Below are 23,848 nucleotides of genomic sequence, written 5' to 3' on the forward strand. Positions count from 1 at the left end.
GCGCGCGCGGACTACTGATCGTCGCGAGCGTTCTCCGCTCACCCGGACGGCGGATCCGCGCCGCCGGCCCGCCCGCCGGGGTCCGCGCCGAGGGAGCGCGCAGGCGACGGTCGGTCCGGTGCGCCGAGCGGGCGGGTCGAATCCCCGTTCGGGCGCATTCGCGTGGTATCACCCGGACGGGTGGGCCCGGTGGGAGAACCGGCAGGTGGACCCCCGTTTCCCTTTCCCGGCCGGGCGTGAGTACGTTCGGTGGGAGCCGCGGGTCGAGCCCGCGACGGTGGTGAGGATGCGCCTGATTTGCAGGCCGCACGGAGAAAGACGGAGGAGACCGTGGCCCTTCCCCAGCTGACCGAGGAACAGCGTGCTGCCGCCCTGGAGAAGGCGGCTGCGGCGCGCCGGGCCCGGGCCGAGCTGAAGGACCGGCTCAAGCGCGGCGGGACGACCATCGGGGAGGTCCTGAAGCAGTCGGATACCGACGAGGTGCTGGGCAAGATGAAGGTCTCGGCCCTGCTGGAGGCGATGCCGGGTGTCGGCAAGGTCCGGGCGGCTCAGATCATGGAGCGGCTGGAGATCGCCCCGTCGCGCCGGTTGCGTGGGCTGGGCGACCGGCAGCGCAAGGCGCTGCTGGCCGACTTCGAGTCCTGAGACCGGTCTCTCGATCCGGCTCTGAGAGACTGAGCACCGTGTCGGAAGGCGTGCGGAGGGGACGGCTGGTGGTGCTTGCCGGCCCCTCCGGCGTCGGCAAGTCCAGCGTGGTCGACGCGCTGCGTGGCAGGCTGCCGGAGTTGTTCTTCAGTGTGTCGGCCACCACGCGCGACCCGCGTCCTGGCGAGGTCGACGGCGTGCACTACCGCTTCGTCGGCCCCTCCGGTTTCGACGAGCTCATCGCGCGCGGTGAGCTCCTGGAGTGGGCCGAGATCCACGGCGGGTTGCAGCGTTCCGGCACCCCCCGGGAGCCGGTGGAGCAGGCGCTCGCGGCCGGGAGGCCGGTGCTCGTCGAGGTCGACCTCGCTGGTGCCCGCAACATCAAGGCGGTGCTGCCGGAGGCCGTCACGGTGTTCCTGGCGCCGCCGTCGCTCGCCGAGCTGGAGCGGCGCCTGCGCGGGCGCGGCACCGAGTCGGAGACCCAGTTCCGGCGCCGCCTGCAGACGGCCCGAGAGGAGCTCGCGGCCTGCGACGAGTTCGACGTCGTGATCGTCAACGCCGAGCTGCAGGACGTCGTTTCCCGGTTGGTAGACTTGCTGGTCGGTGCGGGTCCTCCCGCCGTACGCCCGTTCCCCCAGGAGTCTTCTTCGTGAGCATGCCGCTGACCGGTGTTGTCGCTGGTTCCACGCCCGAGGGCATCACCAACCCGCCCATCGACGATCTGCTGAGCCAGGTCAGCTCCAAGTACGCGCTGGTGATCTACGCCGCCAAGCGCGCCCGCCAGATCAACGACTACTACTCCCAGCTCGGCGAGGGCCTGCTGGAGTACGTCGGCCCGCTCGTCGAGCCGGGTCCGCGCGAGAAGCCGCTGTCGATCGCGATGCGCGAGATCCAGGCAGGCTTGCTCGAGCACACCGAGGGCGAGCAGTAGCCGTGCCGCCGCCCCGGGTCCTGCTCGGGGTGGCCGGCGGCATCGCGGCCTACAAGAGCGCGGAGCTGCTCCGCCGGCTCACCGAGACCGGCCACTCCGTGCGGGTCCTTCCCACGCCGTCGGCGCTGGAGTTCGTCGGCACCGCCACCTTCGAGGCGCTGTCCGGTCAGCCGGTGCACACCGGCATCTTCGCCGACGTCCCCGAGGTGTTGCACGTCCGGCTCGGCCAGGAGGCCGACCTCGTCGTCGTCGCGCCGGCCACCGCCGACCTGATGGCGCGCGCCGCCGCCGGCCGCGCCGACGACCTGCTCACCGCGTCGCTGCTCACCGCGCGATGTCCGGTGCTGTTCGCGCCGGCCATGCACACCGAGATGTGGGAGCACCCGGCCACACGCGCCAACGTGGAGCTGCTGCGCTCCCGCGGCGTGGTGGTCATGGAACCCGCGTCCGGCCGGCTGACCGGCGCCGACACCGGCCCCGGGCGGCTACCCGACCCGGCCGAGATCGCCGAGCTCGCCCGGCTGTTGCTGGAACGCGGCGACGCGCTGCCGCGGGATCTCGCCGGCCGCCGAGTCGTCGTGTCGGCCGGCGGCACGCGGGAGGCCCTCGATCCGGTGCGCTACCTCGGCAACCGCTCGTCGGGCCGGCAGGGCTACGCGCTGGCGCGGGTGGCGGCGCAGCGCGGCGCCCACGTCACGCTCGTCGCCGCGCACACCGCCGATCTGGGTGACCCGGCCGCGGTCGAGGTGGTGCGGGTCGGCCCGGCGTCGGAGCTGCGCGAGGCGATGCACGCGGCGGCAAAGGGCGCCGACGCCGTCGTGATGGCGGCCGCGGTGGCCGACTTCCGGCCCGATTCGCTGGCCGCACACAAGATCAAGAAAGACGGTTCGGAGCCGCCTCCGCTGCGCCTCGCGCTGAACCCGGACATCCTCGTCGAGCTGGTCGCCGCGCGCGAAGCCGGACAGGTGATCGTGGGGTTCGCCGCCGAGACGGGCGACGACACCGGCGACCCGTTGCACCACGGCCGAGGGAAGCTCGCCCGCAAGGGCTGCGACCTGCTCGTCGTCAACGCGGTCGGCGACGGGCGGGCGTTCGAGGTGCCCGACAACGCCGGCTGGCTCCTGGGGGCCGACGGCTCCGAGCAGGAGCTGGAGAACGGCTCGAAGGCGTTACTGGCGTCCCACGTCTGGGACGCGGTGGCGGCCCGGCTGGAGGCTCGGCCGCACCCTTAGGTCGAGCAGCGCCGGCCCGCCAGGGCCGGCGCGTATCGAGACCACAGCCATGACTGCGTCGGTGGGGGTGGCCTCGATACGGGCCGGCGCTGGGCGCCGGCCCTACTCGACCACCGGATAGGGATGTGAAACCCGCGGGGCGGGCGCGGCTGCGGGTCCGGGGGCACCCGGCGCAGCCCGCCCCGCGGAGTACGGGGCCCTCGCCTCAGCCGAGCAGACCGCCGATGCCGCCGCCTGCGCCCCGAGGCGCCTGTTGCTGGCCGGGACCCTCTGCGTCCTCCGACTCCTCGGTCTCGGCCGGATCGGTGGAGTCGGTGGCGTCGGTGGAACCGCCGCTCTCGTCGGCGCTGCTGTCGTCCGCACCGGCCCTGCCGGCGCCGCTGCCGGTCGCGCCGGAACCGTGGGCACCGTGCCGGCCGGCCCGCCCGCTCTCCCGGGCATCGTCGGACGAGCGGCCCGAGCGACGGCCGTCGGCCTCGTCGGTGTCCTCGTCCTCGGAGTTGGCGGATCGCGCGGCAGGCGCAGGGGCTCGGCCGTTCACCGAGATGTACTCCTGCGCAGCCCAGCCGCCGAGGCTGGTGAGCTGCACGAAGCCGTCCTTGGCCTGCCCGACCTTCACCGCGGTGCCCTCCTCGCACAGCGCGACGATTCGGGAGGTGGTGTCGGGCTCGGAACGAACGTTGACGTTCTTGGTGCACCTGCCGGGCTGTTCGGCGCTCGGGTTGGCGGTGGCGGTGCCGGAGAGCAGTGCGACGGCCGCGGTCGCGCTGACCGCGACCACCGCACCGACGACGGCAGTGGCGCGGCCGGGTCGGTCGAACAGCGACTTGGGGGCCTTCATGATCAGGATTCCTCCGTGGAAAGTGGGCCTTCGCAGTGGACCAACGAGCGTTTCCGTTACCGATTCGCTACCGAACGCAACATCACCGGATGGACTGACGAGGCGGGGGCGTGTCGTGCACGATGTGACGTTCCGTGCCTGGCGTGCGACTAGACCTGGTGCCCCCGGCACCCTGCGGTGCGTCGACTACGCTCGCTGGTCGGACTTCGGGTGCGCGTGGACCCGGTTGAGAGATTGCGGACGGAGTGGGGCGTGGCGACACCAGGGCGGCGGCTGTTCACCAGCGAGTCGGTGACCGAGGGTCATCCCGACAAGATGTGCGACGCCATCAGCGACACGATCCTCGACGCGCTGCTGGCGCAGGACCCGCGCAGCCGGGTGGCGGTGGAGACGCTCGTGACCACCGGGCAGGTGCACGTCGCCGGTGAGGTCACCACCAGCGCGTACGCCGACATCCCCACGCTCGTGCGGGACAAGGTCCTCGAGATCGGATACGACTCCTCCGCGAAGGGCTTCGACGGCGCCTCGTGCGGGGTGAACGTCGCGATAGGCGCGCAGTCCGCGGACATCGCCCAGGGCGTCGACACCGCGTACGAGAGCCGGGTGGAGTCCTCCGAGGACGAGATCGCCCGCCAGGGCGCGGGCGACCAGGGCCTGATGTTCGGCTACGCCAACACCGACACGCCTGAGCTGCTTCCCCTGCCGATCGCGCTCGCGCACCGGCTGGCGCGCCGCCTCACCGAGGCCCGCAAGTCCGGCCTGCTGCCCTACCTGCGCCCGGACGGCAAGACGCAGGTCACGATCGAGTACGACGGCGACAAGGCCGTCCGGCTCGACACCGTGGTCGTCTCCACCCAGCACGCGGCCGACATCGACCTCGACGGCCTGCTCGCGCCCGACGTCCGCGAGCACGTCGTCGGCCCGGAGATCACCGAACTCGGCCTGGACGTCGCGGATGTCCGGCTGCTGGTCAACCCCACGGGCCGCTTCGTGGTGGGCGGTCCGATGGGCGACGCGGGCCTCACCGGCCGCAAGATCATCGTCGACACGTACGGCGGCTTCGCCCGCCACGGCGGTGGCGCGTTCTCGGGCAAGGACCCGTCGAAGGTGGACCGCTCCGCCGCCTATGCGATGCGCTGGGTCGCGAAGAACGCGGTGGCCGCGGGGCTCGCCGAGCGCATCGAGGTGCAGGTCGCCTACGCGATCGGCAAGGCCGCCCCGGTGGGCCTGTTCGTCGAGACGTTCGGCACCGAGCACGTCGACCCGGTGAAGATCCAGTCGGCGATCACCGAGGTCTTCGACCTGCGCCCGGCCGCGATCATCCGCGACCTCGACCTGCTGCGCCCGATCTACGCCCAGACCGCGGCGTACGGGCACTTCGGCCGCACCGATGTCGACCTGCCATGGGAGAGCACCGACCGCGCCGCTGCGCTGAAGGCCGCGGCAGGCGCCTGACACTCGTGAGCGGATACGCGCGTCATGGCGCGCCTATCCGCTCACGACCGCCGGAGGCGGCAACGCAGTGAGCACGGTGACCCGACCGGGTCGCAACCGCGGCGAGTGGCAGCCGGCCGGGGACCTGCCGGTGGCAAGGGTGGCGGTCGACGTGCCGCTCGCCCACCTCGACCGCCCCTTCGACTACCGCGTGCCCGCGCATCTCGACGGCGACGCGGTGCCGGGCGTGCGGGTGCGGGTGCGGTTCGCCGGGAGGACGGTCGACGGCTTCCTGCTCGAGCGGGTGGCCGAGTCGGCGCACGGCGGGCGACTGGCATGGGTGGACAAGGTCGTGTCGCCGGAGCCGGTGCTCACCACCGAGGTGGCGGCCCTGTGCCGGGCCGTGGCGGACCGGTACGCGGGAGTTCTCTACGACGTGCTGCGTCTCGCCGTTCCGCCCCGGCACGCCAGGGTCGAGGGTGAGACGCCCAAGGAGCGGGAGCCCGCGCGGGCGGCGGAGGCGCCGGTCGCCGGGTGGTCCCGCTACACGCGCGGGCCGGCCCTGCTCGACGCGCTCGCGCGCGGGCGGGCGGTCCACGCGGTCTGGCAGGCGTTGCCGGGGGAGGACTGGCCGCAGCGGCTGGCGGAGGCCGCCGCCGCCACCGTCGCCGCCGGGCGCGGGGCACTCATCGTGGTGCCGGACCAGCGCGACGTCGACGCCCTGCACACCGCGTGCACGCAGCTGCTCGGATCGGGCGGCGTGGTCGCGCTGACCGCGGACCTGGGACCCGCAGAGCGGTACCGGCGGTGGCTCACCGTGCGGCGCGGGGAGGTGGGTGTGGTCGTCGGCACGCGGTCGGCCGCGTTCGCCCCGGTGCGGCGGCTCGGGCTGCTCGCCGTGTGGGACGACGGGGACGACCTGCACGCCGAGCCGCGCGCGCCGTATCCGCACGTCCGCGACGTGCTCGTGCTGCGCGCCCACGCTGTGGGCGCCGCGCTGCTGGTGGCCGGGTTCGCCCGCACCGCGGAGGCGCACCTGCTGGTCGAGTCCGGGTGGGCGCGCGAGGTGGTGGCCGACCGGGTGGTGGTCCGGGACGCGATGCCGCGGGTGGCCGCTGCCGGCGAGAGCGAGGCCCAGCTCGCGCGCGACCCGAACGCACGGGCGGCGCGGCTGCCGCACGTCGCGTTCGAGGCGGCGCGCGCGGCGCTGTCCGCAGGGCGCCCGGTGCTCGTGCAGGTGCCGCGATCCGGGTACCTGCCGTGGCTCGCGTGCGGTTCCTGCCGGGAGACGGCGCGGTGCCGGCACTGCGCGGGGCCGCTGGGCTTCACGGGCAAGGCCGCAGGGGACGCGGACGGCGCGGCGCCGCCGCACTGCCGCTGGTGCGGCCGGCCCGAGACGGCGTTCCGCTGCCCGGGGTGCGGCTCGCGACGGCTGCGGGCCGGGATCGTGGGTGCCGGGCGCACCGCGGAGGAGCTCGGCCGCGCGTTCCCCGGCACCACCGTCCGCACGTCCGGCGGCGGCGCCCCGGTCCTCGCCGTCGCCGCGGATCGACCGGAGCTGGTGGTCGCCACACCGGGCGCCGAGCCGCGCGTTCCCGGCGGATACGGCGCCGCGCTGCTGCTTGACGGGTGGGCCCTGCTGTCGCGGCCCGACCTGCGCGTGGCCGAGGAGACCCTGCGCCGGTGGCTCGCCGCCACCGCGCTGGTGGTGCCGCACGGGGCCGGTGGTCGGGTGGTCGTGATGGCCGACCCCGAGCTGCCGGTCGTGCAGGCGCTGGTGCGCTGGGACCCGGCCGGGCACGCCCACGCGGAGCTCGCAGGCCGGGCCGAGGTCGGCTTCCCGCCCGCGGTGCGGATGGCATCGGTCGAAGGCGAGCCCGCCGCGGTCGCCGAGGTGATCGACGGGGTGCTGGCCGACCTGCCCGCGGCCGAGGTGCTCGGGCCGGTGGAGGTCGAGCCGGAACGCCATGGCGACGCCGAAGTGCGCGAGCGCGCGCTCGTGCGGATCCCGCGCGCCCATGGCAAGGCACTGGCCGCCGCGCTGCACGCCGCCCAGGCCGGCCGCACCGCCCGCAAGGCCACCGATCCGGTGCGCGTGCGGCTCGACCCGGTCGAGGTCGGCTGAGTCGGTGTCGAACGGCCTCCGCTTCGCTCCGGGGGCTCGCGGGCCTACGGGGCGCTGCCCCGCTCGTGCGCGCTGGTGGGCGCCCTGACGGCACATGGCAGAATCGACGGTCGCCGCCGCGCCTCCCGCTCCGAACCGTCTGATCGTCTGCGCGGCGCCCTCCTGGAGGAGTTGCGTGTCCGTCCTTCCCGTCCGGCTGTTCGGTGACCCGGTGCTGCGCACCCGGGCCGCCGAGGTCACCACGTTCGACGCCGAGCTGCGCAAGCTGGTGGCCGACCTCACCGACACGATGCACGAGGAGGGCGGTGCCGGTCTCGCCGCGCCGCAGCTCGGGGTGGGGCTGCGGGTGTTCACCTACGACTGCGACGGCTTCGCCGGCCACCTGGTGAACCCCACGTGGGACGCCGTCGGCGCCGAGGACCAGGTCGGGCCGGAGGGGTGCCTGTCGATCCCGGGGCTGCGCTGGGACTGCCGCCGCCACCTGCACGTCGTGGCCCGTGGCTGGAACATGCACGGCGAGCCGGTCGTCATCGAGGGCAGCGAGCTGCTCGCCCGGTGCATCCAGCACGAGACCGACCACCTCGACGGCGTGCTGTTCGTCGACCGCCTCGACGCGGAGACGCGCCGCCAGGCGATGGCCGAGATACGGGCGGCGGAATGGTTCGGGGAGCCGGTGCCCGAGGTCCGCGTGAGCCCGCACCCCCTCTTCGGGAAGGTCCGGTAGTGAGGCTCGTCTTCGCCGGCACCCCCGATCCCGCGGTCCCGTCCCTGCGGGCGCTGCTGGAGTCGCCGCGGCACGAGGTCGTCGCCGTCGTCACGCGGCCGGACGCGCCTGCCGGCCGCGGCCGGAAGCTGGTGCGTTCCCCGGTGGGCCTGCTGGCCGACGACGCGGGGATCCCGGTGCTCACCCCCGCGCGGCCGTCCGAGCCGGACTTCATCGCACGGCTCGCCGAGCTCGCCCCCGACTGCTGCCCGGTGGTCGCCTACGGCGCCCTCGTGCCCCGCAAGGCCCTCGATGTGCCGCGGCACGGCTGGGTGAACCTGCACTTCTCGCTCCTGCCAGCATGGCGGGGCGCCGCACCCGTCCAGGCGGCGCTGCGCCACGGCGACGAGATCACCGGGGCCAGCACGTTCCTGCTCGAGGAGGGGCTCGACACCGGGCCGGTCTTCGGCGTCGTCACCGAAGAGGTGCGCCCCACCGACACCGCGAGCGATCTCCTCGGGCGGCTCGCGACGTCAGGTGCCGGCCTGCTGGTGGCCACGCTCGACGGGATCGAGGACGGCACGCTCGACGCCCGGCCGCAGCCAGCCGGTGGCGTCTCGCTCGCGCCGAAGGTCACGGCCGCGGACGCGCGCGTCGACTGGACCGCGCCGCCCGTCGCGGTCGACCGGCTGATCCGCTCCGTCACCCCGGAGCCAGGAGCCTGGACCACCTTCCGCGACGAGCGGCTGGGCCTCGGTCCGGTCACCCGTCCCGAGGACGCTGCGGAGTTCGTGCCGGGGGCGTTGGAGCCGGGGGAGCTGCGTGCGGAGAAGCGGCGGGTGCTCGTCGGCACGGCCGGGTCACCGGTGCAGCTGGGCGAGGTGCGGCCGGTGGGCAAGCGGGCCATGCCCGCCCCGGACTGGGCACGCGGCGTGCGCATCGTGGCCGGGGAGCGGCTGACGTGAGTGGCGTCGGCCCACGCCGGGAGGGCCCGCGCCGCCCGCGCCGCGACCGGGGCGCCGGCCCGAGGCTGTCGGGTCCGCCGCGGGGCCGGCAGGGCCCACCCCGCCCACCCGAGCCGGACCCCGCCCGCTTGGCCGCCCTCGAGCTGCTCACCGCCGTGCGCACCAGGAACGCGTACGCCAACCTGGCCATGCCCGCGATCCTGCGCCGGTACGGACTGCGCGACCGCGACGCCGCGCTCGCCACCGAGCTGGGCTACGGCACGCTGCGCGCGCAGGGCCTGCTCGACGCGGTGATCGACGAGTGCACCGACCGGCCGATGTCCCGCGTGGAGCCCGGCTTGCTCGACGCGCTGCGCCTGGGCGCCTACCAGCTGCTGCGCACCCGGATCCCGCCGCACGCCGCGGTCGCCACCACCGTGGAGCTGGTGCGCGGCGAGGCCGGGAGCCGGGCAGGCGGGTTCGTGAACGCCGTGCTGCGCCGGGTCGGCGAACGCGACGAGCAGGCATGGGTGGCCGCGCTCGCGCCGCCGATGGACGAGGATCCGGTGGGGCACGCCGCGCTGGCCCACTCCCACCCGCGGTGGATCGCGCAGGCCTTCGCCGACGCGCTCGGGCGATCCGCCGACCCCGCAGCGGAGCTGGACGTCGCGCTCGCCGCCGACGACGCCCGCCCTGCCGTGCACCTGCTCGCCCGCCCCGGGGAGATCACCGCCGCCGAGCTCGCTCTCGTGACCGGTGGCGAGGAGGCGCCCTACTCGCCCTACGGCGTGCACCTGCCCACCGGCGGCGGCGACGTCGGCGAGATCGACGCGGTGGCCGAGGGCCTGGCGATCGTCCAGGACGAGGGCAGCCAGCTGGTGGCGCTCGCCCTCACCCGTGCACCGCTCACCGGCGAGGACGGGGGCCGCTGGCTCGACCTGTGCTCCGGCCCCGGCGGGAAGGCCGCCCTGCTCGGTGGCCTCGTCGCCCTCGACGGCGGCACCCTCGACGCCGTCGAGCCCAGCGAGCACCGCGCCGGCATGGTGCGCCGGGCCACCGACGGGCTCCCGGTGACCGTCCACCAGGCCGACGGCCGCGCCGCGCCGCTGCCCGACGCGACGTTCGACCGCGTGCTCGTGGACGCGCCCTGCACCGGCCTCGGCGCGCTGCGCCGCCGCCCGGAGGCTCGGTGGCGGCGGCAGCCGTCGGACGTCGCGGGTCTCACGGCGCTGCAGCGGGAGCTGCTCACCGCCGCGCTGCGGCACGTGCGGCCCGGCGGCGTGGTGGCGTACGTGACGTGCTCGCCCCACCTCTCCGAGACCGCGGGTGTGCTGGCCACGGTGCGCCGCACCCACCCGGACGTGCAGCGTCTCGACGCGCGCGAGTACCTGCCCGGCGTGCCCGACCTCGGCGACGGGCCCACCGTGCAGCTGTGGCCGCACCGCCACGGCACCGACGCGATGTTCCTCGCACTCCTGCGCCGCGAGGAGTGACTGCGGGTCGCGCGGCGTAACCTCCTCCGAGTGCACCCCATGATCGCGCCGAGCATTCTCGCGGCCGACTTCGCCCGGCTCGCCGACGAGGCGGCCGCGGTAGCCGGCACGGCGGGCCGCGGGGCCGACTGGCTGCACGTCGACGTCATGGACAACCACTTCGTGCCGAACCTCACCCTGGGGCTGCCGGTGGTGCAGGCGCTGCGCAAGGCGACGGACGTGCCGCTGGACTGCCACCTGATGATCGAGGACCCGGAGCGCTGGGCACTGGGCTACGCGGAGGCGGGTGCCCACAACGTCACCGTGCACGTGGAGGCCTCCCGCGACCCGGTGGCGTTGGCGAAGGACCTGCGTGCCGCGGGCGTCCGCGCCGGTCTGTCCATCAAGCCGGGCACGCCGCTCGAGCCGCACCTGGACACGCTGCGGCACTACGACACGCTGCTCGTGATGAGCGTCGAGCCCGGGTTCGGCGGCCAGGAGTTCATCCCCGAGGTCCTCGACAAGGTGCGGACGGCGCGCCGCCTCGTCGACACCGGCCACCTCACGCTGCTCGTCGAGATCGACGGCGGCATCAACACCGACACGATCGAGGCGGCGGCGGAGGCGGGCGTCGACTGCTTCGTGGCCGGCTCGGCCGTGTACGGCGCCGACGACCCGGCTCGCGCAGTGGAGGCACTGCGCGAGCAGGTGCGGCACGCCTCGGCACACCGCGGCTGGGCCTGATCCGGGGAACGATACGCCGAGCCGCCGGGTTGCACCCGGCGGCGCAGGCGGCGGAAGGGGAGATGCGGGATGTTCACCGGAATCGTCGAGGAGATCGGCGAGGTCACCGAGGTGCGCGAGAGCGCAGACGTGGTGGTGTTCAGGGTGCGCGGGCGGACGGTCACCTCCGACACGCGCCACGGCGACTCGATCGCCGTCAACGGCGTGTGCCTCACGGTGGTGGACCCCGAGGGCAGCACGGACGACACGTTCACCGTCGAGCTGGTGCCCGAGACGCTCAAGCGCTCGAGCCTCGGCGCCGTCGTGCCCGGCACGAAGGTGAACCTGGAGCGGGCCGTCCCGGTGGGTGGGAGGTTCGGCGGTCACATCGTGCAGGGCCACGTCGACGGCGTCGCCACGCTGCTGTCGCGCTCGCCGGGCGAGCGCACCGACGAGCTGCGCTTCAGCCTCGCCCCCGACCTCGCCCGCTACCTGGTGGAGAAGGGCTCGATCACCGTGGACGGGGTGTCGCTCACGGTGGCGGGCGTGTCCGCCGACGCGTTCACCGTGGCGCTCATCCCCACGACGTTGTCGCACACCACACTCGGATTCCGGCAGCCGGGGGATACCGTGAACCTGGAGGTCGACGTCGTTGCGAAGTACGTCGAGCGGCTCACGGCGGGGTACAGCGGGGTCCCGTCGGCACACGAGGAGGCCGGGGCTCTGTGAGCGATGATGAGGCGGCACAGCCGGTGACGCCGGGCGGTTTCGAGTCGATCGAACGCGCGGTCGCCGACCTGCGCGCAGGCAAGGCGATCGTCGTGGTCGACGACGAGGACCGCGAGAACGAGGGCGACCTGATCTTCGCGGCCGAGATGGCCACGCCGGAGCTCGTGTCGTTCATGGTGCGCTACACGTCCGGGTACATCTGCGTGCCGCTCACCGAGAGCGAGTGCGACCGGCTCGACCTGCCACCCATGCACCACACCAACTCCGACAACTTCCGCACGGCGTTCACGGTCACCGTGGACGCGAAGGAAGGCGTCACCACCGGGATCTCGGCGGCCGACCGGGCCCACACGATCCGGACGCTCGCGGATCCCGCGACCGGTCCGAACGACCTGGTGCGTCCCGGCCACATCCTCCCGCTGCGGGCCCGTGAGGGCGGTGTGCTGCGCAGGCCCGGCCACACCGAGGCCGCCGTCGACCTGGCGCGCCTCGCCGGGCTCAGGCCGGCCGGTGTGCTCTGCGAGATCGTGTCGCAGAAGGAGGTCGGCGACATGGCCCGCGGCGACGAGCTGCGCGTGTTCGCCGAGGAGCACGACCTCGCGCTGATCACGATCGCCGACCTGATCGCGTACCGGCGGCGCTTCGAGAAGCACGTCGTGCGGGTGGCGCAGGCCCGCATCCCCACCGCGCACGGCGACTTCATCGCGTACGGGTACGACTCGCTGCTCGACGGCATCGAGCACATCGCGATGGTGCGTGGCGACGTCGCCACGCCGGAAGGCAACGGCGAGGACGTGCTCGTGCGCGTGCACTCCGAGTGCCTCACCGGCGACGTCATGGGATCCCTTCGGTGTGACTGCGGCCCGCAGCTCGACGCCGCGCTCGCCGCGGTCGCCGCCGAGGGCCGCGGCGTGGTGCTCTACATGCGCGGGCACGAGGGACGCGGCATCGGCCTGCTGCACAAGCTGCAGGCCTACCAGCTGCAGGAGGCCGGCGCCGACACCATCGACGCCAACCTCGCACTGGGCCTGCCCGCCGACGCCCGCGACTACGGGACCGGCGCACAGATCCTCGCCGATCTCGGCATCAAGTCCATGCGGCTGCTCACCAACAACCCCGACAAGCGCGCCGGGCTCGAAGGCTACGGCCTCACGATCACCGGTCGCGTGGCGCTTCCGGTACGCGCCCACCGCGAGAACCTGCGATACCTGCGCACCAAGCGCGACCGGATGGGGCATGATCTGCCCGATCTCGACACGGTCGAGCGGGGCGCGCTCGCCGACAGCACGGGTTCGTAGGGGGAGAGAAGCAATGAGCGGCGAGGGGCGTCCGGCGGAGCAGCTGCCCGACGCGTCGGGCCTGCGGCTGGCCATCGCGGCCACCACGTGGCACGCGGAAATCGTGGACGTGCTGCTGGAGCGGGCGATCGCCACGGCGGAGAAGGCGGGAGTGGAACCGCCCACCGTGGTGCGGGTGCCCGGCACCGTGGAGCTGCCCGTGGTCTGCCAGGAGCTCGCCGTGCGGCACGACGCCGTGGTGGCGTTGGGCGTCGTGATCCGCGGCGGCACTCCCCACTTCGAGTACGTGTGCGACGCCGTCACGGCGGGCCTCACCCGCGTGGCGCTCGACGAGCGCACGCCGGTGGGCAACGGGGTTCTCACCTGCGACACCCGCCAGCAGGCCCTCGACCGCTCCGGCAGGCCGGGCGCCGCGGAGGACAAAGGCAGCGAGGCGTGCGTCGCCGCGCTCCAGACCGCGCTCGTGCTGCGGGACCTGAGGACGGAGCGATGAGCGCAGAAATCGGTACGGTGAGCGCCGTGACCGCCCCGGATCACGACGTCGTGGTGGTGCGCCCGCGGAAGATGCTGATCGCGTCCTTGGTGGGCGCGGTCGTGGTGATGGCGCTCTTCGTGGCGATCGCCGTGGTACTGCGCGCGGTGCAGACCGGCGTGTTCTTCCGGTTCGCCGACCAGGTGGCGCTCGTGCTGCTCGGCCTCTTCATCGCGGGCGGCCTGCTGCTGCTGGCCCGGCCCCGGGTGCGCGCCGACACCGAGGGCATCGAGGTGCGCAACATCCTCATCACCCGGCGGCTGCCGTGGTCGCTCGTGCTGCGGGTGGCGTTCCCGGACGGTGCCTCGTGGGCGCGGCTGGACCTCCCCGACGACGAGTACCTGCCGGTGCTCGCCATCCAAGCCGTCGACGGGCAGCGCGCCGTGGACGCGATCACCCGGGTGCGTGCGCTGCACGCCCGGTCCCGGTCCTCCTCCTGAACCGCACGTAGCATCGGGGCGTGCTGCGCTCCCGGGAGTTGAACTCCCATCCTGTCCAGCCCGCCGAGAGCGTGCGGCTGGGCGACATCGTGCTCCGCAACCGCCTCGTCACCTCGTCGAGCCTGCTCGGGTACGGCGTGGCCAACTCACCGCTCTTGCCGTACGGCATGAGCCCGGTGTCGCTGTTCGTGCCGCTGGCCGAGTTCGGTGCCGTCACCACGCGCACGCTCACCGTCGAGCCCCGGGAGGGGCATTTCACCACCCGCGACGACTGGGCGCTGCGCGAGCTGCCCGGGCTGCTCGAGCGGTACGGCACCGTGCTGCGCGGCACCGACGGGGGGTTCATCAACGCGTTCGGCTGGTGCAACATCGGCATCGACGCCTATCTGCGCGACTACTACCCCCGCACCCGCGACCAGCGCACGATCATCTCCCTCGGCGGGTTCTCGGCCGAGGAGTTCGTGACGCTCGTGGACCGGGTGAACGCCGCGGTGCCCGCAGGCGACATCGCCGCCGTCGAGTTCAACGTGAGCTGCCACAACGTCAACTTCGACTTCTCGACGATCCTGCAGGACGTGCTCGACGAGGCCGCACCGCGCAGCAACCACCCGGTGATCCTCAAGCTCTCGCCGGACTACGACTACCTGCGCAACGCCGAGCAGGCCGCGAAGGCGGGTGTGTCGGCACTGACGGCGATCAACACGGTGAAGGCGCTGCGGCTCGACCCGCGCACCGGCACCCCGTGGCTCGCCAACCGCTACGGAGGCCTCTCCGGCCGCGCGATCAAGCCGATCGGCCTGCGCGTCGTGAGCGAGCTGCGCGAGGCAGGCGTGACGCTCCCGATCATCGCCACCGGCGGCATCCGGACAGTGGACGACTGCCGCGAGTACTTCTGGGCGGGCGCCGACGCCGTGAGCCTCGGCAGCGCGACGTGGCTGGCGAGCTATCCGGGGTACGCTCTCGCTCCGTTGCGGGCGCTGCGCGTTCGGCGCGTGTTGCGAGCCGTTCGGCGCTACTCAACGCTGCCGAACCGCAACAGCGCGTCGCATTGAGCGACGATCTTCACCCGGACGGGGCCGGCCGCTGAGGCATTTGCAGGGAGGAGTTCGATGACGATCACGTCAGGTGCCGCCACCACTGGCGGGCTGCGTGCTCCCGATCGCCGGCCGCGCGCCGTGCTCTTCGACGTATTCGAGACCATGCTGCGGGTCGACGCCCTGCGGTCCCGATTCGTGGACGTGGGCCGCCCCGAGTACGAATGCGAGCTGTTCTTCGCCCGCACACTCCGCGACGGGATGGCCCACACGCTGGCGGGCTCCGTGCGTCCCTTCGGTGACGTGGCCCGCGCGGCCCTGCGCACGACCACCGGCCACACCCTCTCCGACGAGGCGGTGGAGCACGTGATCGACGGGTTCCGGGAGCTGCCGCCGCACCCGGACGTCGAGCCCGCCCTGATGGCCCTCGCCCGCGCCCGGATCCCGGCTTTCGGGTTCACCCACGGCACCGAATCCCTGGCCTGCGACGCCCTCGACAAGGCCGGCCTGCGCACCTACCTGCGCGACACGTTCTCCACGGAGCGGATCGGCTCGTTCAAGCCACCCGCCCGCGTGTACCACTGGGCCTGCCAGCGGGTGGAGCTGGAGCGGGAGAAGGTGGCCCTGGTGGCCGTGCACTCGTGGGACGTGCACGGTGCCGTGCGGGCCGGGCTCATCGGCGGCCTGGCCACCCGACTCGAAGGGGTCGTGCCGGACGTCGTGGAGCGCCCGCACGTGGCGGCGGAGCGGCTGGACACCGTGGTGGAGCGCCTCATCGCCCTCCCGGTCTGACTCGGAGTGGATCCGGCGATCGGGGGCAACGATCGCCAGTCCTACCGGCGGATTTTTGTGATCACGGGTGTTCGGCGCTGTTGCCGGGTCCCGTTCGGCGGTGGCCGCGCCCATGATCCGAAGTATCGGTTGCTTATGGCTGTGCCGGCAGCAATGGTCAACCGCTACTCGCGATCTTCGCTTCCATGATCCGGAGTTTCGGGTGCTCATGGTTGTGCGGGCAGCCGTGGACAACCGCTAGTTCGGATCGTGCCCGCCACCGGTCGCGCGGCCGGGGTGGGTCAGGCGCGATCGTGTCGATCCATCGGGTCGAGTCTGGTCGGGCGGCTGCCGGTGGGCGCGCCGTTCCCGGCCCGGGCGCCCTGGTGCCCGCCCGGTGATCCGGGCCTTGCGCGTGTTCCCGCCGGTTCACCTCGGCCCGTTGCCTTGTGGAGGTGGCTGGGTTGGGTGCACTACCGAACCCTGGGGTTGCGTGGGCGGCCGTCCCCGGCTGGGGGGCACGGCTGTTCTCGACGAGACCGCCGCGGTTCGGGTGCCACGCGACCGGCTGTGGTCCCGACCCTCCACACCCAGCCCTCTCCCGGATGATCACGGCGAACCACCCTGGGACAGGGCCGCGCGCAGGTCCATGATCAGCAAGAACGGGACAGCAGTCGCAGGGGTGCCGCGCAGGTCCCGATCCCGCTGATCACGCCCCAGACTCCCGGGGCGGCCACCGGGCGAGAACGGCACCACAGCCAGTCAAGTGGCACCCAAATCGCGGTGGTCTCGTCCGGAACGGGCGTGCCCCCGCGTCGGGGACGGCCGCCCGAGCAACCACATGATTCGGTAGTGCACCCAACCCAGCCACCTCCATGAGGCGGGGGTTGCGGTGAACCGGCGGGAACACAACGGCGGCCGGGGCTGGTAGGCGAGCGCCGGGGGGCCCGGGCCGGGAACGGCGCGCCCACGAAAGGCGCGGCACCCGGCCGCACCCCCGGGGGCGCGTTCCGCGGAACGCAGCGCAATCGAGCGGTGATCAGCGGTTCGGCGCGAAACCCGACGCCCCACGTCGGGAAAGGCACCGATCTGATGATCACGGCTCACCCCGGAACTGCCGTCCCTACGCGGGCCCGAGGCGGCGCGCTCGCCTCCGGCCCGCGAGCCCGCCTCGCACCGGGGGGACCCGATGTCCGACGCCCGAGCGCCCTACGCCCCCAGCGCCCGCTGCCTCCCGACCCCGAGACCACCGCCCCCGCCCAGATCCGCCCGCTGCCCCGCCAGCGCCCCGGCGGTTCGGCCGGAGCCGGAGAGGGCGCTGGGCCGCAGCGTGGCGAGGCGGGGGTAGGTGGTGGCGAACTCCTTGTCGACGCGGCGGCGCCGGTCGGCGAGCACGACGGCCACCCCCGTGGCGCCGCTCGCCGGGGCGCGGGCGGTGGCGTCGCCCGCGGCGCGCTCCTCGGCCTCCACGAGCCTGCGGTGGATCTGCGCTGCGAAGCCCTCGAGCCAGGATCGCCGGTACGCCGCCACGGATTCGCCCGGCCAGGCCGGCCGCGCCCGGACGAGCTGTGCGGTGGCCTGCAGGAGTAGCGAGGTGTAGAGAACCTCCACCCGTTCGCGGTCGGAGGCGTGCCCGAACACGGTGACGGCGGCGACCTTCCCGCCCCACGCGCCGTGCAGTACCCACCGGCAGCCGAGGGCGGCGGCGGTCCAGCCGAGCAGGCGGGCCTTTCCCGCGCTGTAGGGGTCCTGCATCCCGATCCGGAGCGGGCCGATCGCGTCGCTGCCGGGGGCGGATGCGGCGAGCAGGGCGGCGTCGATGCCGTGGCGGGCCATCAGCTCGACGGCCTTGGCGGTGTAGATCTCGGACTCGGCCGCGGTGGCCGCTCTCTCGGCCTTGGCGAGCAGCTTGCGCACGGTCTCGAGCTTGGTGCCGGTCTTCCCAGTGCCGGTCGTCGCTGTGCCGGTCGTCTCCGCACCCATGATGACCCCCTCGGATCGAACGTGTGTTCGCAGGGGAGATGTAATCACGGGGTGGCGACATTTTCGCGGAGCGCCTACACCACCCCAGCGACGCGCCGGGAAGGCGGCCCCGCCCGGGCGTGTCGCGCCGCGGTCCTACCCTGGAGGAGCCATGCGCGATCCCGCCTCGAACGACCCCTCCCGGTACCGCCCGGCGCCCGGTTCCATCCCGGAGGCGCCCGGTGTGTACCGGTTCTCCGACCCGCACGGGCGCGTGATCTACGTCGGCAAGGCCAAGAGCCTGCGCCAGCGGCTGAACTCCTACTTCGCCGACCTCACCGGCCTGCACCCACGTACGCGGCAGATGGTCACCACCGCGGCGAAGGTCGAGTGGACCGTGGTCGCCACCGAGGTGGAGGCGCTGCAGCTCGAGTACAACTGGATCAAGGAGTTCGACCCGCGGTTCAACGTCCGGTATCGGGACGACAAGACCTACCCGGTGCTCGCGGCCACGATGAACGAGGAGTTCCCGCGGCTGCACGTCTACCGCGGACCCCGGCGCAAGGGTGTGCGCTACTTCGGGCCGTACGCGCACGCATGGGCCATCCGGGAGACCCTCGACCTGCTGCTGCGCGTGTTCCCGGCACGTACCTGCAGCGCAGGGGTGTTCAAGCGGCACGGCCAGATCGGGCGGCCCTGCCTGCTCGGCTACATCGACAAGTGCTCGGCTCCGTGCGTCGGGCGGGTCGACGCCGACGAGCACCGCCGCATCGTCGAGGACTTCTGCGACTTCCTCGCCGGCCGCACCGACCACCTCGTGCGCCAGCTCGAGCGGAAGATGGCCACCGCTTCCGAGCAGCTGGAGTTCGAGCGGGCGGCGCGGCTGCGCGACGACATCGGCGCGCTGCGCAGGGCCATGGAGAAGCAGGCCGTCGTGCTGGGCGACGGCACCGACGCCGACGTCGTGGCGTTCGCCGAGGACGAGCTCGAGGCCGCGGTGCAGATCTTCCACGTCCGCGGCGGCCGGGTACGCGGCCAGCGGGGATGGGTGATCGACAAGGTCGAGCCGACCGACACCGCGCAGCTCGTGGAGCGGTTCCTCACCCAGTTCTACGGCGAGCAGGCCGCGCTCGCCGGGGCCGCCGACGACGCCACCCAGCCCGTACCCCGCGAGATCCTGGTTCCGGAGCTCCCGGCGGACGCCGGCTCGATCGTCGAGTGGCTCTCCGGGCTGCGCGGGTCGCGGGTGCACCTGCGGGTGCCGCAGCGGGGCGACAAGCGCGCGCTGGCCGAGACCGTCGCACGCAACGCCGCGGAGGCCTTCACCCAGCACAAGCTGCGCCGCGCGGGCGACCTGACCGCGCGCTCGGCCGCACTGCAGGAGATCCAGGACGCGCTCGGACTCGACAGCGCGCCGCTGCGCATCGAGTGCGTCGACGTGAGCCACGTGCAGGGCAGCAACGTGGTGGCGTCGCTCGTGGTGTTCGAGGACGGGCTCGCCCGCAAGTCGGAGTACCGGCGGTTCGAGATCAGGGGTGGCGCCGAGGGCGGTGACGTCGCGGCCATCGCGGAGGTGGTGCGGCGGCGCTTCCGCCGCTACCTCGCAGAAACGAACGCCCCAGGAACGAACGCCCCAGAAACGAACGCCGACGCGCGACCGGGTAACGGCGAACCGGGCATCGGCGAGTCCGGAGAGGTCAGCGCTTCGGATCCAGGAGAGCACCGCCCGGGCATCGACCCCGAGACCGGCCGCCCGCGCAAGTTCGCCTACCCCCCGAACCTGCTGGTCGTCGACGGTGGACAGCCGCAGGTCGAGGCCGCGGCCGACGTGCTCGCCGAGCTGGGGATCACCGACGTCGCGGTCTGTGGGCTCGCGAAGCGCCTCGAGGAGGTGTGGTTGCCCGCCGAACCCGACCCGGTGATCCTCTCGCGCACCAGCGAAGGCCTCTACCTGCTGCAACGCGTACGCGACGAGGCGCACCGCTTCGCCATCACCTACCACCGGCAGCGTCGTTCGCAGAGCATGGTCGCCTCGGAGCTGGACGCCGTGCCCGGACTGGGCCCGGCCCGCCGCGCGGCGCTGCTGAAGCATTTCGGTTCGCTGCGCAAGATCAAGGCCGCGGGCGTGGACGAGATCGCCGCACTGCCGGGCTTCGGCCCGCGCACGGCGGCGGCGGTGCTCACCGCGTTGAACGGCGAGCCCAGCACGGAACCGGCATCGGCGGGGCAGGGGGTCCAGTGAGCGACGGCGCGTTGACCGACGGCGCAGGTGGCGCAGTGAGCACGGCACGTGGAGGGGCGATCGCGGGATCCGATCCGCCGGGCATCGAGGTCACCTTGGTCAGCGGGCTGTCCGGGGCGGGCCGCAGCACCGCGGCGAAGGTACTCGAGGACCTCGGCTGGTTCGTCGTCGACAACCTGCCACCCGAGCTGATCGCCACGATGGTCGACCTCGGTGCCCGCGCGCGGGGCGAGATCACCCGCATCGCCGTCGTCATGGACGTCCGCAGCCGGGCGTTCACCGCCGACCTCGGCGCCGTCATCAAGGACCTCGACGCTCGCGGCTACAAGCCGCGTCTGCTGTTCCTCGAAGCGTCCGACGCCGTGCTGGTGCGCCGCTTCGAGCAGGTGCGCCGCAGCCACCCGCTGCAGGGCGACGGCCGGCTGATCGACGGGATCGCCGCCGAGCGGGAGCTGCTCAGGCCGCTGCGGGAGAACGCAGACCTGGTCGTCGACACGTCCACGGTGGCCGTGCCGCAGCTGCGTGCGACCCTCGAACGCGCGTTCGGCACGGAGGCGGCGCAGGTCACCCGGGTCACGCTGGTGTCGTTCGGCTACAAGTACGGCCTGCCGATGGACTCCGACCTGGTGGTGGACGTCCGGTTCCTGCCCAACCCGTACTGGATCCCCGAGCTGCGCGACTTCACCGGCCGCGACGAGACCGTGCGCGACTACGTCCTGTCCCAGGACGGTGCGGAAGAGTTCATCAGCCGGTACCTGGAGCTGCTGCGGCTGGTGGGCGCGGGGTACCGGCGCGAGGGCAAGCGCTACCTCACCGTGGCCGTCGGGTGCACGGGCGGCAAGCACCGCAGCGTCGCGATCAGCGAGGAGATGGCTCGCAGGCTCGCGGGCTCGGAAGGGGTCACCGTGAACGTGGCCCACCGCGACCTGGGGCGCGAATGAGGGCGGCCGTCGCTCTCGGGGGCGGGCACGGTCTGCACGCCACGCTCTCGGCGCTGCGGCGGCTCACCGACGACGTCACCGCGGTCGTGACCGTCGCCGACGACGGCGGTTCGTCCGGCAGGCTGCGCAGGGAGCTCGGGTTGCTCCCGCCCGGCGACCTGCGGATGGCGCTCGCCGCGCTCGCCTCCGACGACGACTCGGGCCGGCGCTGGAGCGAGCTCGTGCAGCACCGCTTCGGCGGCACCGGGGCGCTCGCCGGGCACGCGGTCGGCAACCTGCTGCTCGCGGGGCTGATGGAGGTTCTCGGCGACCCGGTCGCCGCGCTCGACGAGGTCGCGGCGCTGCTCGGGCTGCGTGGCCGGGTGCTGCCCATGAGCCGCGACCCGCTCGACATCGAGGCCGAGGTCACCGGGCTCGGATCCAACGGCGCGCTCATCCGCGGTCAGGTCGCGGTGGCGTCCACACCGGGGCGGGTGCAGCGGGTGTGGCTGCGTCCCGAACGTCCGAGGGCGTGCTCGGAGGCACTCGATGCGGTGAAAGCGGCCGACGTCCTGCTCCTCGGACCGGGGTCGTGGTTCACCAGTGTGATCCCCCACGTGCTGGTGCCCGAACTGAGAGAAGCCCTGATCACGTCCCCTGCGCGGCGCATCGTCGTGCTCAACCTCGCCCCCGAACCGGGGGAGACCGCCGGGTTCTCACCCGAACAGCACCTCGCCGTACTCTCACAGCACGCCCCGGAGCTGCGGGTCGACGCGGTGATCGCCGACGTCGCCGCGGTCCCGGTTCCCGAGCGGCTGCACCGCACCGCGGCCGCGATGCTCGCCCCCGGAGGCAGGGTTCACCTGGCGCCGGTCGCCGCGGCCGATCCCGCGGTACCGCGTCACGACCCCGCCGCGCTGGCCGACGCCCTCGGCGTCGTGCTCGCGGAACTGGATACGCACACCGGGCCCGACGCGCGCGCCGGGTCAGTTCACACGGGGGCAGAGCCGCACGGGTCCGTACCCGGGGGGCAGGAAACGAGGAGGTCGAACCCATGGCGATGACCGCGGCGGTCAAGGACGAGTTGTCGAGGCTCGTCGTCACGAAGCCGTGCTGCCGCCGGTCCGAGGTCGCGGCGTTGCTGCGCTTCGCGGGCGGGCTGCACATCGTCGGCGGCCGCGTGGTGGTCGAGGCCGAGGTCGACACCGGGTCGGTGGCGCGGCGGCTGCGCCGCGAGATCCACGACCTCTACGGCCACACCTGCGAGGCCCACGTGATCAGCGCGGGCGGGTTGCGTCGCGGCGCCCGCTACGTGCTGCGGGTGGTGCGCGACGGGGAGGGCCTCGCCCGACAGACCGGTCTGCTCGACGTCCGTGGCCGCCCGGTGCGGGGCCTGCCGCCGCCCGTCGTCTCCGGTGGCGTGTGCGACGCGGAGGCGGCGTGGCGCGGTGCGTTCCTCGCGCACGGCTCGCTCACCGAGCCCGGCCGCAGCTCGGCACTCGAAGTCACCTGCCCCGGCCAGGAGGCGGCGATGGCGCTGGTCGGAGCCGCGCGCAGGCTCGGCGTCACGGCCAAGTGGCGGGAGGTGCGCGGCGCCGACCGGGTGGTGGTCCGCGACGGCGACGCGATCAGCGCGCTGCTCACCCGCATGGGCGGGCACGAGAGCGTGATGGCGTGGGAGGAGCGGCGGATGCGCCGTGAGGTCCGCGCAACGGCCAACCGGCTGGCCAACTTCGACGACGCCAACCTGCGCCGTTCCGCGCGGGCGGCCGTGGCCGCCGCGGCCCGCGTGCAGCGGGCACTGGAGATCCTCGGCGACGACGTCCCCGACCACCTGCTGGCGGCCGGCAGGCTGCGCGTCGAGCACACCCAGGCATCCCTCGAGGAGTTGGGTCAGCTCGCCGACCCGCCCATGACGAAGGACGCCGTCGCCGGGCGGATCCGCCGGCTGCTGCACATGGCCGACAAGCGTGCCGCCGACCTCGGCATCCCGGACACCGACTCCGCCGTCACCCCGGAGATGCTGGACGAGACCTGACCGGCCTCATCGATCCGCGAGGAAGGCGTAGCGGTTCAGGCTGAAGAATGCGGCCTCGCCCAGCGACGTGACGTCGTCGAGCCATGCCTGGGCGTCGGCGCCGCTGATGCCGGCCCGCCCCGTGACGTACTCCGCGATGGTCGAAGCGGTCATGGCGCTGTAGGAGTTCGGGTCGTACCCGATGTTCAGCAGCGGGAGGACCCGCGTGAGCACGGCGCTGAACCCCGCGGCGCGCAGTGCGGGGGCGAGGGTCCGCGGCAGGTGCGGGTCCGCGAGGTGCTCGTCCCACGCGGCCAGGATGCGCGCGGTGCGGGCGTCGTCGCGGGTGTGCCAGACGATCGAGTCCCAGTCGGTGTCGAGCAGCAGCACCCGCCCGCCAGGCCGCAGGACGCGGTGGACCTCCGCCAGCGCGCCGGGCACGTCGTGGAGGTACTCGAAGACCTGCGTGGAGACGGCCGCGTCGACGCTCGAGTCCGGGAGGGGGAGTGCGTCCGCGGATCCATCCGAGACCTCGATGTGCGCGGCGCCCGGCGGTCGAGCCCGCGCCTGCGCGCGCGCCCGCATGCTCTCGCTGGGCTCGACGGCGTGCACGCCACCGTCCGGCCCCACCTCGGCAGCCATCTCGACGGCGAGCAGACCGGGGCCCGCGCCGATGTCCACGACCTGCTCGCCGGGGCGCAGCGCGAGGATCCTCCGCACGTCGTGTCGCTGCCCGGCGACGTCCGGGGTGGTGTAGACGGCTTCGAGCCGGCGGGCGCCGGCCTCGTCGAACGACAGCATCCCGGACACTGCGACCTCCTCGGCGCGGGGCGACGTGCCCAGCATCCCGCAG

The 23,848-nt window shown here is 73.6% G+C and carries 23 protein-coding genes; 20 read left to right on the forward strand and 3 right to left on the reverse strand.

Features of this window, described 5'->3' with window-relative positions; genetic code table 11:
• Positions 1 to 330 precede the first annotated feature (330 nt).
• The 4 genes from mihF to coaBC are packed head-to-tail and all read left to right on the forward strand — an operon-like array spanning position 331 to position 2,808.
• Complete coding sequence (mihF, locus tag K1T35_RS22715; protein ID WP_142101581.1) at positions 331 to 645, forward strand: integration host factor, actinobacterial type; 315 nt, start codon at positions 331 to 333, stop codon at positions 643 to 645.
• 38 nt (positions 646 to 683) lie between these two features.
• Positions 684 to 1,298 carry a guanylate kinase gene (gene gmk / locus K1T35_RS22720; RefSeq protein WP_255622418.1) on the forward strand — a complete coding sequence of 205 codons (615 nt, stop codon included), beginning with the start codon at positions 684 to 686 and terminating at the stop codon, positions 1,296 to 1,298.
• A gap of 2 nt (positions 1,299 to 1,300) precedes the next feature.
• Positions 1,301 to 1,576, forward strand: a complete 276-nt coding sequence (rpoZ, locus tag K1T35_RS22725; RefSeq protein WP_220262770.1) for a DNA-directed RNA polymerase subunit omega — start codon at positions 1,301 to 1,303, stop codon at positions 1,574 to 1,576.
• 2 nt (positions 1,577 to 1,578) lie between these two features.
• Positions 1,579 to 2,808: a bifunctional phosphopantothenoylcysteine decarboxylase/phosphopantothenate--cysteine ligase CoaBC gene (coaBC, locus tag K1T35_RS22730; RefSeq protein WP_255622420.1), complete on the forward strand. Its 1,230-nt coding sequence runs from the start codon at positions 1,579 to 1,581 to the stop codon at positions 2,806 to 2,808.
• Between the two features lie 205 nt (positions 2,809 to 3,013).
• Here the strand turns inward: coaBC and K1T35_RS22735 are convergent, their stop codons facing one another.
• Positions 3,014 to 3,649 carry an SH3 domain-containing protein gene (locus K1T35_RS22735; protein ID WP_220262117.1) on the reverse strand — a complete coding sequence of 212 codons (636 nt, stop codon included), beginning with the start codon at positions 3,647 to 3,649 and terminating at the stop codon, positions 3,014 to 3,016.
• A gap of 252 nt (positions 3,650 to 3,901) precedes the next feature.
• Between K1T35_RS22735 and metK the strand changes: the two genes are divergently transcribed.
• The 12 genes from metK to K1T35_RS22795 all read left to right on the forward strand — a co-directional run bounded on the left by metK (position 3,902) and on the right by K1T35_RS22795 (position 15,875).
• Complete coding sequence (gene metK, locus K1T35_RS22740; protein ID WP_220262118.1) at positions 3,902 to 5,104, forward strand: methionine adenosyltransferase; 1,203 nt, start codon at positions 3,902 to 3,904, stop codon at positions 5,102 to 5,104.
• A 76-nt stretch (positions 5,105 to 5,180) separates the two neighbouring features.
• Positions 5,181 to 7,208, forward strand: coding sequence for a primosomal protein N' (locus K1T35_RS22745; RefSeq protein ID WP_255622423.1), 2,028 nt, complete (start codon positions 5,181 to 5,183; stop codon positions 7,206 to 7,208).
• A gap of 175 nt (positions 7,209 to 7,383) precedes the next feature.
• Positions 7,384 to 7,932: a peptide deformylase gene (gene def / locus K1T35_RS22750; RefSeq protein ID WP_220262119.1), complete on the forward strand. Its 549-nt coding sequence runs from the start codon at positions 7,384 to 7,386 to the stop codon at positions 7,930 to 7,932.
• Entirely contained in the window at positions 7,932 to 8,876 is a 945-nt protein-coding gene (fmt, locus tag K1T35_RS22755) for a methionyl-tRNA formyltransferase (protein ID WP_220262120.1), read from the forward strand. The genes def and fmt overlap by 1 nt, the downstream gene beginning before the upstream one ends.
• The gene (locus K1T35_RS22760) at positions 8,873 to 10,348 is read left to right on the forward strand and encodes an RsmB/NOP family class I SAM-dependent RNA methyltransferase (RefSeq protein WP_220262121.1); all 1,476 of its coding nucleotides are present in this window, start codon (positions 8,873 to 8,875) and stop codon (positions 10,346 to 10,348) included. The genes fmt and K1T35_RS22760 overlap by 4 nt, the downstream gene beginning before the upstream one ends.
• A 39-nt stretch (positions 10,349 to 10,387) precedes the next feature.
• The gene (gene rpe, locus K1T35_RS22765; protein WP_220262773.1) at positions 10,388 to 11,071 is read left to right on the forward strand and encodes a ribulose-phosphate 3-epimerase; all 684 of its coding nucleotides are present in this window, start codon (positions 10,388 to 10,390) and stop codon (positions 11,069 to 11,071) included.
• Positions 11,072 to 11,140: 69 nt separating this feature from the next.
• Positions 11,141 to 11,779, forward strand: coding sequence for a riboflavin synthase (locus K1T35_RS22770; RefSeq protein WP_220262122.1), 639 nt, complete (start codon positions 11,141 to 11,143; stop codon positions 11,777 to 11,779).
• Positions 11,776 to 13,077, forward strand: coding sequence for a bifunctional 3,4-dihydroxy-2-butanone-4-phosphate synthase/GTP cyclohydrolase II (locus K1T35_RS22775; protein ID WP_255622426.1), 1,302 nt, complete (start codon positions 11,776 to 11,778; stop codon positions 13,075 to 13,077). Before K1T35_RS22770 ends, K1T35_RS22775 begins: the two co-directional genes overlap by 4 nt.
• 13 nt (positions 13,078 to 13,090) lie before the next feature.
• Complete coding sequence (ribH, locus tag K1T35_RS22780; RefSeq protein WP_220262123.1) at positions 13,091 to 13,570, forward strand: 6,7-dimethyl-8-ribityllumazine synthase; 480 nt, start codon at positions 13,091 to 13,093, stop codon at positions 13,568 to 13,570.
• Entirely contained in the window at positions 13,567 to 14,049 is a 483-nt protein-coding gene (locus tag K1T35_RS22785) for a PH domain-containing protein (protein WP_220262124.1), read from the forward strand. Before ribH ends, K1T35_RS22785 begins: the two co-directional genes overlap by 4 nt.
• A 20-nt stretch (positions 14,050 to 14,069) precedes the next feature.
• Complete coding sequence (locus K1T35_RS22790; RefSeq protein WP_220262125.1) at positions 14,070 to 15,101, forward strand: dihydroorotate dehydrogenase; 1,032 nt, start codon at positions 14,070 to 14,072, stop codon at positions 15,099 to 15,101.
• A gap of 57 nt (positions 15,102 to 15,158) precedes the next feature.
• Positions 15,159 to 15,875 carry an HAD-IA family hydrolase gene (locus tag K1T35_RS22795; RefSeq protein WP_220262126.1) on the forward strand — a complete coding sequence of 239 codons (717 nt, stop codon included), beginning with the start codon at positions 15,159 to 15,161 and terminating at the stop codon, positions 15,873 to 15,875.
• 1,188 nt (positions 15,876 to 17,063) lie between these two features.
• Here K1T35_RS22795 and K1T35_RS22800 read toward each other — a convergent pair.
• Positions 17,064 to 17,837: a DUF2786 domain-containing protein gene (locus tag K1T35_RS22800; protein ID WP_220262127.1), complete on the reverse strand. Its 774-nt coding sequence runs from the start codon at positions 17,835 to 17,837 to the stop codon at positions 17,064 to 17,066.
• Positions 17,838 to 17,988: 151 nt separating this feature from the next.
• Between K1T35_RS22800 and uvrC the strand changes: the two genes are divergently transcribed.
• From uvrC to whiA, 4 genes are read left to right on the forward strand one after another with little or no spacing between them, the layout of a single operon-like run.
• Positions 17,989 to 20,058, forward strand: a complete 2,070-nt coding sequence (gene uvrC / locus K1T35_RS22805) for an excinuclease ABC subunit UvrC (RefSeq protein ID WP_220262128.1) — start codon at positions 17,989 to 17,991, stop codon at positions 20,056 to 20,058.
• Positions 20,059 to 20,093: 35 nt separating this feature from the next.
• Positions 20,094 to 20,999, forward strand: a complete 906-nt coding sequence (rapZ, locus tag K1T35_RS22810) for an RNase adapter RapZ (protein ID WP_255622429.1) — start codon at positions 20,094 to 20,096, stop codon at positions 20,997 to 20,999.
• Entirely contained in the window at positions 20,996 to 22,042 is a 1,047-nt protein-coding gene (gene yvcK / locus K1T35_RS22815) for a uridine diphosphate-N-acetylglucosamine-binding protein YvcK (protein WP_220262129.1), read from the forward strand. Before rapZ ends, yvcK begins: the two co-directional genes overlap by 4 nt.
• Entirely contained in the window at positions 22,033 to 23,016 is a 984-nt protein-coding gene (whiA, locus tag K1T35_RS22820; RefSeq protein WP_220262130.1) for a DNA-binding protein WhiA, read from the forward strand. Before yvcK ends, whiA begins: the two co-directional genes overlap by 10 nt.
• Before the next feature lie 6 nt (positions 23,017 to 23,022).
• On the opposite strand, the gene K1T35_RS22825 is transcribed toward whiA, so the two are convergent.
• Positions 23,023 to 23,796, reverse strand: a complete 774-nt coding sequence (locus tag K1T35_RS22825) for a methyltransferase domain-containing protein (protein WP_255622635.1) — start codon at positions 23,794 to 23,796, stop codon at positions 23,023 to 23,025.
• Positions 23,797 to 23,848: the final 52 nt, after the last annotated feature.

Origin of the sequence: Pseudonocardia sp. DSM 110487, assembly GCF_019468565.1 — a bacterium.
Lineage (GTDB): Bacteria > Actinomycetota > Actinomycetes > Mycobacteriales > Pseudonocardiaceae > Pseudonocardia.

Bases quoted from the DNA above. Each gene is read 5' to 3' on its own strand.
- rpoZ (WP_220262770.1), top strand. From the start codon at position 1,301: ATGCCGCTGACCGGTGTTGTCGCTGGTTCCACGCCCGAGGGCATCACC.
- K1T35_RS22735 (WP_220262117.1), bottom strand. From the start codon at position 3,649: ATGAAGGCCCCCAAGTCGCTGTTCGACCGACCCGGCCGCGCCACTGCC.
- rpe (WP_220262773.1), top strand. From the start codon at position 10,388: ATGATCGCGCCGAGCATTCTCGCGGCCGACTTCGCCCGGCTCGCCGAC.
- K1T35_RS22770 (WP_220262122.1), top strand. From the start codon at position 11,141: ATGTTCACCGGAATCGTCGAGGAGATCGGCGAGGTCACCGAGGTGCGC.
- ribH (WP_220262123.1), top strand. From the start codon at position 13,091: ATGAGCGGCGAGGGGCGTCCGGCGGAGCAGCTGCCCGACGCGTCGGGC.
- K1T35_RS22785 (WP_220262124.1), top strand. From the start codon at position 13,567: ATGAGCGCAGAAATCGGTACGGTGAGCGCCGTGACCGCCCCGGATCAC.
- K1T35_RS22795 (WP_220262126.1), top strand. From the start codon at position 15,159: ATGACGATCACGTCAGGTGCCGCCACCACTGGCGGGCTGCGTGCTCCC.
- K1T35_RS22800 (WP_220262127.1), bottom strand. From the start codon at position 17,837: ATGGGTGCGGAGACGACCGGCACAGCGACGACCGGCACTGGGAAGACC.
- uvrC (WP_220262128.1), top strand. From the start codon at position 17,989: ATGCGCGATCCCGCCTCGAACGACCCCTCCCGGTACCGCCCGGCGCCC.
- yvcK (WP_220262129.1), top strand. From the start codon at position 20,996: ATGAGGGCGGCCGTCGCTCTCGGGGGCGGGCACGGTCTGCACGCCACG.
- whiA (WP_220262130.1), top strand. From the start codon at position 22,033: ATGGCGATGACCGCGGCGGTCAAGGACGAGTTGTCGAGGCTCGTCGTC.
- K1T35_RS22825 (WP_255622635.1), bottom strand. From the start codon at position 23,796: ATGCTGTCGTTCGACGAGGCCGGCGCCCGCCGGCTCGAAGCCGTCTAC.